Raw genomic sequence first — 12,083 nt, 5'->3', positions numbered from 1 at the left:
TCAGCCGCTCGCGACCGGTCGCTCGGGGTCGGTGATCCAGTGGCTCCACGAGCCGATGTACGGAATCGCCGCGATGCCCGCCTCGTGCATCGCGAGCACGGTGTGCGCGGCAGTGATGCCCGAGCCGCAGTAGGCCCCGACCGGGGCGTCGCCCCCGCGGTGCGCCCCGACGGCGTGGAAGCGGGCGCGCAGCGCGTCCGCCGGCAGGAAGCGGCCGTCCTCGCCGAGCAGCTCGCCCATCGGCACGTTGACCGCCCCGGGGATCCGGCCGGCGACCGGGTCGATCGGCTCGCTCTCGCCGCGGAAGCGCTCGGGAGTCCGCGCGTCGACAAGCACCCCTTCCTCGGCCACCCGCGCGGCACCCGCGGCGTCGAGCACCGGCATGCTGCCGGGCACGACGGTCACGTCGCCGGGCTCGAGGACCGCCGTCTCGGTCGACACGTCGTGCCCCTCCGCGCGCCAGCCCGCGAGCCCGCCGTCGAGGACCCGGACCTGCTCGACACCCGCCCACCTCAGCACCCACCAGGCGCGGGCGGCGGCGAGGGAGGTCTGCTGGTCGTAGACGACGACGGCATCGCGCGCGCGCACCCCCGCGGCCCGCAGGCCGGCCTCGAGCACGGCCGGGTCGGGGAGCGGGTGCCGACCGCCCTCCCCGGGCGGGCCGGCGAGCACGGCGTCGAGGTCGAGGGGGACCGCGCCGGGGACGTGCCCGTCCGCGTACAGCTGCGCGCTCGGACGGCCACCGAGCTCGTACTGGACGTCGAGCACGACGAGGTCCTCGCGGTCCTCGGCGAGCATCGAGGCGAGAGCCTGCGCGGTGATGAGCTGGGTCATGCCGGGTCCTTCGTCAGGGGAGCGGGTGGGACGTCGCGGGCAGGATCACTGACGGGGATCTCCGCCTCGTAGTCACCGTAGGCGCGCGGGTCCTCGCGCGGCTCGATGTGCGCCGAGACCGCGAGGTCGGGGAAGCGCTCGTGCAGCTCGGCCTCGACGTCCTCGACGAGGTCGTGGGCCCGTTGGACGCTCCAGACCCCAGGGACGAGCACGTGGACCTCGGCGAAGGACCGGTGGCCGGCCACCCGGGTGCGCAGCCCGTGGAAGTGCACCTCGTCCGTCGTCCAGCGCTCCAGCGTGGTCGCGATGTCGACGTTGTCCTGCTCGTCCATCGTGTGGTCCATGAGGCCGTGCGCGGACTCGTTGATCAGGCCCCACCCGGCCCAGAGGATGTTGACGGCGACGAGCAGCGCGATGACCGGGTCGAGCCAGTCGAGGCCGGTGAGCCACACGAGGGCCACGCCGATGACGACACCGACGGAGGTGACGACGTCGGTGAGGAGGTGCTTGCCGTCGGCGGTGAGGGTGATCGAGCGGTGCTCCCGGCCGGCTCTCACGAGGACGACGGCGACGAGGCCGTTGACGACCGAGGCGACGATCGAGATGCCCAGGCCGAGCCCGATGTCCTCGAGCGGTCGCGGGTCGAGCAGGCGCAGCACCGCCTGCCAGATGATGATGAGCGCGGCGACCGCGATCATCGCCCCCTCGACCGCGGCGGAGAAGTACTCCGCCTTCGCGTGACCGAAGTGGTGGCTGTCGTCGGCCGGCGCCGCCGCGACCCGGAGGGCGATGAGCGCGCCGACGGCCGCGACGAGGTTGACGACCGACTCGGCGGCGTCGGAGAGCAGGCCGACCGAGCCGGTGACGAGCCAGGCACCGGTCTTGAGCCCGATGGTCACGAAGGCGGCCGCGATGGCGAGCCAGGCGAAGCGGGTCAGGCGGGATCGGTCCGTGGCCTCGGGGGCGGCGGCGGCGGTGCTCATCACCCCATCATCGCCGACCGCCCCGACCTCGCGGCCGTGGGACGATAGGAGGGTCATGACTGCTCCGCCCGACGCACCCGCGACGACCCCGTCGCCCGTGCTGCCACCCCTTCGCCTGGGTCGCCACACGATCACCTCGCCCGTCGTCCTCGCCCCCATGGCCGGGATCACCAACCTCGCCTTCCGGCGGCTCTGCCGCCAGTACGGCGCCGCCGGGCACGCCGCGAGCGGCGCGAGCAGCCTCTACGTCAACGAGATGGTCACCTCGCGCGCCGTCGTCGAGCGCTCGCCCGAGACGATGCGCCTGCTCGAGCACGACCCCGACGAGCACCCCCGCAGCGTGCAGCTCTACAGCGTCGACCCGACGGCGACGCGACTGGCCGCCCGGCTCATCGCCACGGAGGACCGGGCCGACCACATCGACCTCAACTTCGGCTGCCCCGTGCCCAAGGTGACCCGCAAGGGTGGCGGCGCGGCGCTGCCGTGGAAGCGCGACCTCTTCCGCGCCATCGTCGGTGCGGCCGTCGAGGAGGGCGCGAGGCGCGACATCCCGGTGACGGTCAAGATGCGCAAGGGCATCGACGACGAGCATCTCACCTATCTCGAGGCGGCCCAGATCGCCGTCGACGAAGGGGTGGCCGCGGTCTCCCTCCACGGCCGCACCGCGGCCCAGGCGTACTCCGGCCAGGCCGACTGGGCAGCGATCCGGCTGCTCAAGGAGACGATCACGAGCGTCCCGGTGCTCGGCAACGGCGACATCTGGTCCGCCGAGGACGCCCTGCGAATGGTCGCCGAGACCGGCTGCGACGGGGTCGTCGTCGGGCGTGGCTGCCTCGGCCGGCCGTGGCTCTTCACCGACCTCGCGGCCGCCCTCGCCGGGTCGCCGGCGCGGGTCCGGCCGACGCTCGGCGAGGTGACGGCGACCCTGCGGCTGCACGCCGAGCACCTCACCGACTTCTACGGCGGCGACGAGCTGCGCGCCTGCCGCGACATCCGCAAGCACATCGCCTGGTACCTCAAGGGCTTCCCCGCCGGGTCGAGCGTGCGCAACCAGCTCGCCCTCGTCGACTCCCTCGCCGCCCTCGACGGGCTCATCGCGACCCTCGACCCGGACGTGCCGTGGCCCGACGAGGCGGCCGACGGCCCGCGCGGGCGGGCCGGGTCACCCCGGACCGTCGCCCTGCCGGAGAACTGGCTGCGCAGCCGCGAGCTCGACGACACCCAGGCGGCCCAGGTCGCCCAGGCCGAGCTCTCGGTCAGCGGAGGCTGATCACCCTTCGCCCTCGACGACGAGGAGGAGGTCGCCACCCTCCACCTGCTGATGGGTGCCGATGGCGGTCCGGGCGACGCGACCGGCGAGGGGCGTGGTGATGCTCGCCTCCATCTTCATCGCCTCGATCGTCGCGACCGTCGCGCCGGCCTCGACCTCGTCGCCCTCGGCGACCTGGAGGGTCACGACCCCGGCGAAGGGGGCGGCCACCTGACCCTCGACGCCCGGGTCGGCCTTCTCGGCCGCGACGACGTCCGCCTCGACGCTCGTGTCGCGGACGCGGACCGGTCGCAGCTGGCCGTTGACCGTCCCCATGACGGTGCGCATGCCCTGCTCGTCGGCATCGCTCACCGAGCTGATGCCGAGGGTGAGCGTCTTGCCGGGCTCGATCTCGACGTCGAGCTCCTCGCCCTGCGCCAGGCCGTGGAGGAAGGCGCCGGTGCCGAGCACCGAGGTGTCGCCGTACTGCTCGCGTGCAGCCCGCATCTCCGCGGTCGGCCCGGGGAAGAGGAGCTCGTTGAGCGTGGCCCGAGGGCTGTCGGCGAGGGCCTGCTCCTGCTCCGCGGTGAGCTCGGTAACCGGCTGACGAACCGTGCGGCCCTGGAGAGCCCTGGTCCGGAAGGGCTCGGGCCAGCCGCCGGGCGGGTCGCCGAGGTCGCCGGAGAGGAAGCCGACGACGGAGTCGGGGATGTCGAAGCGGGCCGGGTCGGCCTCGAACTCGGCCGGGTCGGCGTTCGTGCCGACGAGCGCGAGCGCGAGGTCGCCGACGACCTTGCTGCTCGGGGTCACCTTGACGATGTTGCCGAGCATGGAGTTGGCGGCGGCGTACATGTCCTCGACCTGCTCGAAGCGGTCGCCGAGCCCGAGCGCGATGGCCTGCTGGCGCAGGTTGGAGAGCTGGCCGCCGGGGATCTCGTGGCGGTAGACGCGGCCGGTGGGGGAGCCCAGCCCGGACTCGAAGGGCGCGTAGAGCCGGCGGACCCCCTCCCAGTAGGGCTCGAGTGCGAAGACCTGCTCGATGTCGAGGCCGGTGGGCCGGTCCGTGCCGTCGGTCGCCGCGACGAGCGCCGAGAGGGAGGGCTGCGAGGTCGTGCCGGCCATCGTCGCGGTCGCCGCGTCGACGGCGTCGACCCCGGCGTCGATGGCCGCCAGCAGCGTGCCGATCTGGCCCCCGGCGGTGTCGTGGGTGTGGAGGTGCACCGGCAGGTCGAAGCGCTCACGGAGCGCACGGACGAGACGCGCGGCGGCCGGGGCGCGCAGCAGCCCGGCCATGTCCTTGATCGCGAGGACGTGGGCGCCGGTCTCGACGATCTGCTCGGCGAGACGGAGGTAGTAGTCGAGGGTGTAGAGCTGCTCCGCGGGGTCGAGCAGGTTGCCGGTGTAGCAGAGGGCGACCTCGGCGACGGCGGTGTCCGTGGCGAGGACCGCCTCGACCGCCGGGCGCATCTGGCTCACGTCGTTGAGCGAGTCGAAGATCCGGAAGATGTCGAGACCGGACCTGGCCGCCTCGGCGACGAAGGCGTTGGTGACGCTCGTCGGGTAGGGCGTGTAACCGACGGTGTTGCGGCCGCGCAGGAGCATCTGCAGCGGGACGTTGGGCATCGCCTCGTGGAGCGCGGCCAGCCGCTCCCAGGGGTCCTCGTGGAGGAAGCGCAGCGCGACGTCGTACGTCGCCCCGCCCCAGGCCTCCATCGAGAGCAGCTGCGGGGTGAGCCGGGCGACGTGCTCGGCGACGTGGAGCAGGTCCCGGGTGCGCATCCGGGTCGCGAGGAGCGACTGGTGCGCGTCCCGGAAGGTCGTGTCGGTCACCGGGACGTCGGTGCGACGACGGAGGTCCTCGGCGAACCCCTTCGGCCCGAGCCGCCGGAGGCGGTCGCGGCTGCCCTCGGGCAGCGGACCGGTCGGCACGGCCGGCAGCTTCTCCCGCGGGTGGACCGCCGTCGTCCGTGGGCCGTGCGGCTGGTTGACGCTCATCTCGGCGAGGTAGGTGAGCAGCTTGGAGGCGCGGTCCTTGCCGGTCGGCGTCGTGAGCAGCGCGGGGCGCTCGTCGATGAAGCTCGTCGTCACACCGCCCGCCTGGAAGGCGGGGTCGGCGAGGACCGCCTCGAGAAAGGCGATGTTCGTCGCGACCCCACGGACGCGGAACTCCGCGAGCGCCCGGCGGGCGCGTCGTACGGCCTGCTCGAAGCTCGCCGCCCGGCAGGTGAGCTTGACGAGCATCGAGTCGAAGTGGGCGCTGATCTCGGCGCCGACGAAGGTCGTGCCGCCGTCGAGCCGCACGCCCGAGCCGCCGGCGGAGCGGTAGGCGGTGATCGTCCCCGCGTCGGGGCGGAAGCCGTTGGCCGGGTCCTCCGTCGTGATTCGGCACTGCAGCGCGAATCCCTTGGTCCGGATGTCCTGCTGGCGCAGCCCGAGGTCGGCGAGCGTGCGCCCGGCGGCGATCTCCAGCTGGGTGACGACGAGGTCGACGTCGGTGACCTCCTCGGTCACCGTGTGCTCGACCTGGATGCGCGGGTTCATCTCGATGAAGACGTAGCGGCCGTCCTCGCCGAGCAGGAACTCGACGGTGCCGGCGTTGACGTAGCCGATGGACCGGGCGAACGCGACGGCATGGGCGCACATCGCCTCGCGCGTCGCGGGGTCGAGGTCGGGCGCGGGGGCGATCTCGACGACCTTCTGGTGCCGGCGCTGGACCGAGCAGTCACGCTCGAAGAGGTGGATCACCTCACCGCTCGCGTCGCCGACGACCTGGACCTCGATGTGCCGCGGGTTGACCACGGCCTCCTCGAGGTAGAGCGTCGGGTCGCCGAAGGCCGCGTCGGCCTCGCGCTGAGCGGCCTCGAGGGAGGGACGAAGGTCCTCGGCCCGCTCGACCCGCCGCATGCCCCGGCCGCCGCCGCCGGAGACCGCCTTCACGAAGACGGGGAAGCCGATCTCGTGCGCGCCCCGCTCGAGGGCGTCGAGATCCGTGGTCGGCTCGGCGCCGCGCAGGGTGGGCAGACCGGCGTCGCGGGCCGCGGCGATGGCGCGCGCCTTGTTGCCGGTGAGGTGGAGGACCTCGGAGGGCGGCCCGATGAAGATGATGCCCGCGGCGACGCACGCCTCCGCGAGGTCGGGGTTCTCGGAGAGGAAGCCGTAACCCGGGTAGATCGCGTCGACCCCTGCCTCGAGCGCGACCCGCACGATGTCGTCGTGGTCGAGGTAGGAGCGGACCGGGTGACCCTCCGCGCCGATCTGGTACGCCTCGTCGGCCTTCATCCGGTGCTCGGAGGTCCGGTCCTCGAAGGGGTAGACGGCGACCGTCGTCGCACCCAGCTCGGTGGCGGCCCGGAAGGCCCGGATGGCGATCTCACCACGGTTGGCGACGAGGATCTTCTCGAACATGTGCGGTCCCTTCTCGGCGGTGCCCCGACCATAGGGCGCGTCCCCGCCGGGCCCTCGCCGTGTTCCACGTCACGGGACGCCTAGAGTGCTCGCGTGGGGTACACCGAGCGGGATCGCGAGCGCTGGCTGCGCGAGGACCCCGTGCACAAGCGGGCCGACCGCGACGACTTCGCCCGCGACCGGGGCCGGCTCATCCACTCGGCGTCGCTGCGCCGCCTCTCGGCGAAGACCCAGGTGCTCCAGCCGAGCAGCGACGACTTCATCCGCAACCGGCTGACCCACAGCCTCGAGGTCGCCCAGATCGGTCGCGAGTTCGGGGCGGCGCTGGGCTGCAACGGCGACGTCGTCGAGGTGGCCTGCCTCGCGCACGACCTCGGGCATCCCCCCTTCGGCCACAACGGCGAGAGCGCCCTCGACGAGATCGCCGCCGGCATCGGGGGCTTCGAGGGCAACGCCCAGACCTTCCGGATCCTCACCCGGCTCGAACCGAAGCGGGCCCACGCCGACGGCCGGCCCGCCGGCCTCAACCTCACCCGGGCCAGCCTCGACGCGGCGACGAAGTACCCGTGGCGGCGCGGCGAGGCCCCTTCGCCCACACCGAAGTTCGGGGTCTACGACGACGACCTCCCGGCCTTCGCCTGGATGCGCGAAGGGGTGAGCTCGCCCCTTCGCTGCCTCGAGGCCGACGTCATGGACTGGGCCGACGACGTCGCCTACTCCGTCCACGACGTCGAGGACGCCGTGGCGTCCGGCAACCTCGACCTGCGGCTGCTGCGCCATGCCGAGGAGACCCCGGTGGTCCTCGACGTCGCCCGCTCCACCTACGCGAGCGACCTCACCGTCGATGACCTCGGGGCGGCCCTCGAGCGGCTGCTGGCCACCGGGGCGGTCCCGGACCGGTACGACGGCTCGCGGATCGCTCTCGCGAGCCTCAAGGACATGACGAGCCGGCTCATCGGCCGCTTCGTCCAGGCCGCCGAGGCCGCCACCCGAGAGGTCCACGGTCGCGCCGACCTCGCCCGCTACGACGGCTCGCTCGTCGTCCCCGACGAGAGCCGCGCCGAGGTGGCCGTCCTCAAGGCGGTCGCCGCTCACTACGTCATGCGGGCCGAGAGCCGCACGGCCCTCTACGCCGACCAGCGCGCGGTCGTCGCCGACCTCGTCGGGTGGTTCGCCGAGGCGCCGGAGGATCGCCTCGACCCGGACCTGCTGCCCGACCTCGCGGCGGCCCCGGACGACAGGGCGCGGCTGCGTGTCGTCGTGGACCAGGTCGCCTCCCTCACCGACGCCCGCGCGCTGGCGCTCCACGCCGAGCGCCGTCGGGCCTCCTCCGGGACCTGACCGGGGAGTGCTCCCCATGGAGACGACGGCGCGGGCCCTCTCGCGTGACCGGACAGGAGCCGCCGAGTCAGGGGCGAGGGCATGAGCGTCACCGAGGGGATGGATGTCGAGCGGGTGCGCGCCAGCGAGCGCGCCCTGCTCCGCCACGCGAGCGAGATGGAGGGGGCCCGGCAGGGGGCACGACGGGCCGCGAGCCGGCTGACCGAGGTCTGGCAGGGGCCGGACGCGCAGCACTTCCAGCACCGCTGGCGCGGTGCGGAGCGGCACCTCGTCCTCGTCGAGGACGGGGTGCGGCGCCTCGCCGCGCAGCTCCAGGCGCAGGCACGGGGTCAGGAGCAGGTCTCCTCGGTCGAGGGCGGGCCGGTGGGTGGGGCCCTGCCGTCGGGTGGGGGACACCACCCGGTGACGGGGTGGGGAGCAACCCGGGCCTGCGGGACAAGGACGACCAGTCGACCTACGAGCCCATCGAGGGCCCGGTCGTCCAGGACGGCGCCTCCCCGGAGGACGTCATGCAGGGTGCCCTGGGTGACTGCTGGCTCATCTCGACGATGCGTGGGGTCGCCGCCGCGAACCCCGAGCTCATCGCGGACAACATCCGGGCCAACGACGACGGCACGTACACCATCACGCTCTACGAGCGTGGCGAGCCGGTCGAGGTCACGGTGACGGCCGAGTTCCCAGCCGTGGACGGGGATCCCACGTACGCCGACAACGAGGGCGAGCGCGAGCTGTGGCCGTTGCTGTACGAGAAGGCCATGGCGCAGCACATGGGCGGCAGCTACGAGGACCTCGACGGCGACTGGCCCTCGCGGGCCATCGAGGCCATGACGGGCGAGCCCGTCCAGACCTACGACGAGGGCTTCTTCCCCTGGGACAACAAGGACCTCCCGCCCGCCGCCGACCTCCGGTCCCGGCTGGAGGACGGGGGCGTGATCATCGCCTCCACCAACGGCGACGGGGACAAGGCCTCCGCCGGCGAGCTCGTGAGCAACCACGCCTACACCGTCACGGGGATCGACGACGACGGCAACGTCACGGTGCAGAACCCCTGGGGCAGCCACGAGCCGCCGATCACGATGACCTACGAGGAGTTCGAGGAGCGGTTCGCCCGCTTCGACGTCGGCTCGGCCAGGAAGTGAAGGAGCACGCCATGAGCACGATCACGTTGGACCAGAACATCCCCACGCAGGTGTGGGGGGCGCACGTCGTCGCGACGAACGTCATGGACGGCGAGCGCGCCCAGCTGCGCGTCACCCTCCCGGGCGAGACGGTCACCGTGCACAGGGTCGTCGTCGGCGACCGGGTCGAGGTCGGGGGGACGACCGTCACGGTGGTGGCGATCAGCGGGGGAGGCCACGAGGGGCCTCCCGGCCGCTCGACCGGCACCGTGACCGTGTCGCGCGCCGACGGCGAGGAGTCGTGACCGCGCTGCGGGGGGCTCCCGCGCTCGTCCTCGCCGTGCTCGTCGGGCTGACCGGCTGCTCGTCCGAGGACTCCTCGGCCCCGGAGACCACGCCCGCGGGCGCGCTCGTCCTGGAGGAGAACGCCCCGGCCGACGTCGCCGGCTCCTCGGTCGTCGCCACGACGTTCGAGGACTCGGGAGCGACGCTGCGCATCTCCGAGGACGGCTCGCCCTCGACCCCCACCGAGGTGAGCGTCGGGCACGAGATCCGCGTGGCCGACGAGGAGTATCGCGTCGAGGCGATCTGGTCCGAGGGGGACTCGGGCGAGCCCGGCGGCCAGGGGGGCCGCGTCATGCTCGTGCCTCTCCCCTGAGCCCGCCACATACACTCCCGGGGACGGGACGACGGAGGTGAGACGTGGCGGGCAGGATCCGGGCTGAGGACGTCGCGAGCGTCAAGGAGCGCACCTCGATCACCGACGTCGTCCGCGAGCACGTCACCCTGCGCCCGGCCGGCGTGGGGGCGATGAAGGGGCTGTGCCCCTTCCACGACGAGAAGACCCCGTCCTTCACCGTCCGGGAGTCGGTGGGGTCCTACCACTGCTTCGGCTGCGGCGAAGGGGGAGATGTCCTCGACTTCGTGCAGAAGGTCGACCACCTCACCTTCACCGAGTCCGTCGAGCGGCTCGCGAGCAGGCTCGGCCTCGAGCTGCGCTACGAGGAGGGCGGCGGACCGCGCGACGGGATGGGCCTGGGCAAGCGCTCGCGGCTCATCGAGGCGCACCGCGTGGCCGAGGAGTTCTACCACGAGCAGCTCGTGACCGGCCCGCAGGCGCGGGCGGGGCGGGACTACCTCCGGGAGCGCGGCTTCCTGCGGCCGGAGGCGGAGCGCTTCGGGGTCGGCTTCGCGCCGCGGGGTGGCGAGGTGCTCACCCGCTACCTCCTGGAGAAGGGCTTCACCGCGGACGAGCTGACGACGGCCGGGCTCTCCGGGCGCGGGTCGCGCGGCCTGTACGACCGCTTCCGCGGACGGCTCATCTGGCCGATCCGCGACACGACCGGGGACACCATCGGCTTCGGCGCTCGCCGCCTCTTCGACGACGACCGCAGCCCGGCGAAGTTCCTCAACACCTCCGAGACGCCGATCTACAAGAAGACCTCGGTCCTCTACGGGCTCGACCTGGCCAAGAAGGCGATCAGCGATGACCGCAAGGCGGTCGTCGTCGAGGGCTACACCGACGTCATGGCGGCCCACCTCGCCGGGGTGCCGCACGCGATCGCGACGTGCGGGACCTCCTTCACCGTCGACCACATCAAGGCGCTGCGCCGGATCGTGCGCGACGAGGCCGACCTCACCCCGGCCAAGGTGATCTTCACCTTCGACGGGGACGCCGCGGGGCAGAAGGCGGCGATGAAGGCGTACGCCGAGGACCAGCGGTGGGCGAGCCAGTCCTTCGTGGCCGTCGCCCGGGAGGGCATGGACCCGTGCGACCTGCGCCTGCGCGAGGGTGACGCCGCGGTCCGCGACCTCGTCGACTCCGCCGTGCCGATGTTCGAGTTCGCGGTCCGCACGACGCTGGCCCGCTTCGACCTCACGACGGCCGAGGGCCGGGTGCGTGCCATGGGTGCCGTCGCGCCGATCATCAACGCCATCCGCGACACCGCGCTGCGGCCGGAGTACATCCGGACGGTGGCCGGCTGGGTCGGCGTCGAGGTCGACCAGATGCGCACGGCCACGCAGCGTGCCGGCCGGCTCGCCGTCGCCCCCGACGCCAGGACGCCGGAGCGGCGTGGCGAGCAGGCGCCCGAGCCCACACCGGGCGAGGCCGCGATGAGCATGCCCGCCCCCGACCTGCGCGACCCCGTCGTGGCGGCCGAGCGGCAGCTCTTCCAGTCGCTCCTGCAGTACCCGGCGCTCTTCGCCGAGGCCGGGATCGAGACCTGGGACCCGGCCGCGATCAGCGCCCCCGCCCACCGCGCCGTGCTCGACGCTGTCCGGGCGGTCGGCCTGCGCCCGGACCTCTCGCTCGCGGGCTGGCACGCACTCCTCGGCGAGGCGGCCTCCCTCACCGTGCGGGGGCTGCTCGCCGAGCTCGCCGTGGCCCCGGTGCCGGTCGTCCACGACCCCTCGACCGGGATGCCCCCGCGGGCCTACACCGACTCGCTCGTCGCCCGGGTCCGGGAGCAGCAGATCAGCCGCCAGATCGCCGACAGCATGGCGACGATGCGACGCCTGGGCGCCGACCCGCAGGCCGACCCGACCCAGGTGCGCGAGCTCTCCCTGCGCCTCCAGGCGCTCGAGCGGCAGCGCGCCGCGATCAGAGACGGGATCTCCCGATGAGCCTCTTCCGACGTCGTCCACGCGTCGACCCGCCGTCCGGCCTCGAGCCGGGGGAGCGGGTCGTCGCGGCCGCCACGACCGCCGACGGCGGGGTCCTGGCCGTGACCAACCACCGGCTCGTCGTCGAGGGTGAGGGCGCCGTGCGCGCGCCCTGGCACCTCGTCGACGGTGGAGGCTGGCGCCCGGAGAGTGACGAGCTGTGGGCGAGCTTCGTCGACGGTCGCGACCCGGGGGCGTGGGTGCTGCCCGACGCCGGCCCGGTGACCATGGCCTTCCGCGAGCGGGTCCAGGCCAGCGTCGTCCTCACCGAGCACGTCGTGGTGGACCGGGTCAACGCCGCCCGGGTGGTCCTGCGCAAGGATCCCCGCGACGACCGGCTCTCCGTCCAGACCATCTACCGGCAGGGCGCAGACCCTGACCTCCCACCCCTTCGCCACGGGGTCGAGGAGGCCCTCGCGCGGCTGGCCGAGCACGTCGGTCTGGAGCGCTGATCCGGTTTTCGCGCGCCGGGATCTTCTTGCTATGGTG

At 73.3% G+C, this 12,083-nt stretch carries 10 protein-coding genes; 7 read left to right on the top strand and 3 right to left on the bottom strand.

Annotation, left to right across the window (positions count from 1 at the left end):
- Both JNO54_RS10930 and JNO54_RS10925 read right to left on the bottom strand, forming a co-directional pair.
- Positions 1–834, bottom strand: coding sequence for a sulfurtransferase (locus JNO54_RS10930; protein ID WP_204143927.1), 834 nt, complete (start codon positions 832–834; stop codon positions 1–3).
- Entirely contained in the window at positions 831–1,874 is a 1,044-nt protein-coding gene (locus JNO54_RS10925; RefSeq protein WP_372430718.1) for a cation diffusion facilitator family transporter, read from the bottom strand. The genes JNO54_RS10930 and JNO54_RS10925 overlap by 4 nt, the downstream gene beginning before the upstream one ends.
- On the opposite strand from JNO54_RS10925, the gene dusB reads away from it, so the two are divergent.
- Complete coding sequence (dusB, locus tag JNO54_RS10920) at positions 1,873–3,087, top strand: tRNA dihydrouridine synthase DusB (RefSeq protein ID WP_204143926.1); 1,215 nt, start codon at positions 1,873–1,875, stop codon at positions 3,085–3,087. The genes JNO54_RS10925 and dusB overlap by 2 nt on opposite strands.
- On the opposite strand, the gene JNO54_RS10915 is transcribed toward dusB, so the two are convergent.
- Entirely contained in the window at positions 3,088–6,471 is a 3,384-nt protein-coding gene (locus tag JNO54_RS10915; RefSeq protein ID WP_204143925.1) for a pyruvate carboxylase, read from the bottom strand.
- 93 nt (positions 6,472–6,564) lie between these two features.
- On the opposite strand from JNO54_RS10915, the gene JNO54_RS10910 reads away from it, so the two are divergent.
- From JNO54_RS10910 to JNO54_RS10885, 6 genes are all read left to right on the top strand, one after another.
- Positions 6,565–7,812: a deoxyguanosinetriphosphate triphosphohydrolase gene (locus tag JNO54_RS10910; protein WP_204143924.1), complete on the top strand. Its 1,248-nt coding sequence runs from the start codon at positions 6,565–6,567 to the stop codon at positions 7,810–7,812.
- A gap of 410 nt (positions 7,813–8,222) precedes the next feature.
- Positions 8,223–8,951, top strand: coding sequence for a C2 family cysteine protease (locus JNO54_RS10905; RefSeq protein WP_204143923.1), 729 nt, complete (start codon positions 8,223–8,225; stop codon positions 8,949–8,951).
- Positions 8,952–8,962: 11 nt separating this feature from the next.
- Complete coding sequence (locus JNO54_RS10900; RefSeq protein ID WP_204143922.1) at positions 8,963–9,235, top strand: DUF6406 domain-containing protein; 273 nt, start codon at positions 8,963–8,965, stop codon at positions 9,233–9,235.
- Complete coding sequence (locus JNO54_RS10895) at positions 9,232–9,588, top strand: hypothetical protein (protein ID WP_204143921.1); 357 nt, start codon at positions 9,232–9,234, stop codon at positions 9,586–9,588. The genes JNO54_RS10900 and JNO54_RS10895 overlap by 4 nt, the downstream gene beginning before the upstream one ends.
- Before the next feature lie 44 nt (positions 9,589–9,632).
- On the top strand, positions 9,633–11,555 hold the full coding sequence (dnaG, locus tag JNO54_RS10890) for a DNA primase (protein WP_204143920.1): 1,923 nt from the start codon (positions 9,633–9,635) through the stop codon (positions 11,553–11,555).
- Positions 11,552–12,046 carry a hypothetical protein gene (locus JNO54_RS10885; protein ID WP_204143919.1) on the top strand — a complete coding sequence of 165 codons (495 nt, stop codon included), beginning with the start codon at positions 11,552–11,554 and terminating at the stop codon, positions 12,044–12,046. The genes dnaG and JNO54_RS10885 overlap by 4 nt, the downstream gene beginning before the upstream one ends.
- Positions 12,047–12,083 lie beyond the last annotated feature (37 nt).

The organism is Janibacter endophyticus, from assembly GCF_016888335.1.
Taxonomy (GTDB): Bacteria; Actinomycetota; Actinomycetes; order Actinomycetales; family Dermatophilaceae; genus Marihabitans; species Marihabitans endophyticum.
Note: the sequence above shows the minus strand (reverse complement) of the source record. Positions and strands in the feature narration are given on the sequence as shown.

Bases quoted from the DNA above. Each gene is read 5' to 3' on its own strand.
- JNO54_RS10925 (WP_372430718.1), bottom strand. From the start codon at position 1,874: ATGACCCTCCTATCGTCCCACGGCCGCGAGGTCGGGGCGGTCGGCGAT.
- JNO54_RS10915 (WP_204143925.1), bottom strand. From the start codon at position 6,471: ATGTTCGAGAAGATCCTCGTCGCCAACCGTGGTGAGATCGCCATCCGG.
- JNO54_RS10900 (WP_204143922.1), top strand. From the start codon at position 8,963: ATGAGCACGATCACGTTGGACCAGAACATCCCCACGCAGGTGTGGGGG.
- JNO54_RS10930 (WP_204143927.1), bottom strand. From the start codon at position 834: ATGACCCAGCTCATCACCGCGCAGGCTCTCGCCTCGATGCTCGCCGAG.
- dusB (WP_204143926.1), top strand. From the start codon at position 1,873: ATGACTGCTCCGCCCGACGCACCCGCGACGACCCCGTCGCCCGTGCTG.
- JNO54_RS10885 (WP_204143919.1), top strand. From the start codon at position 11,552: ATGAGCCTCTTCCGACGTCGTCCACGCGTCGACCCGCCGTCCGGCCTC.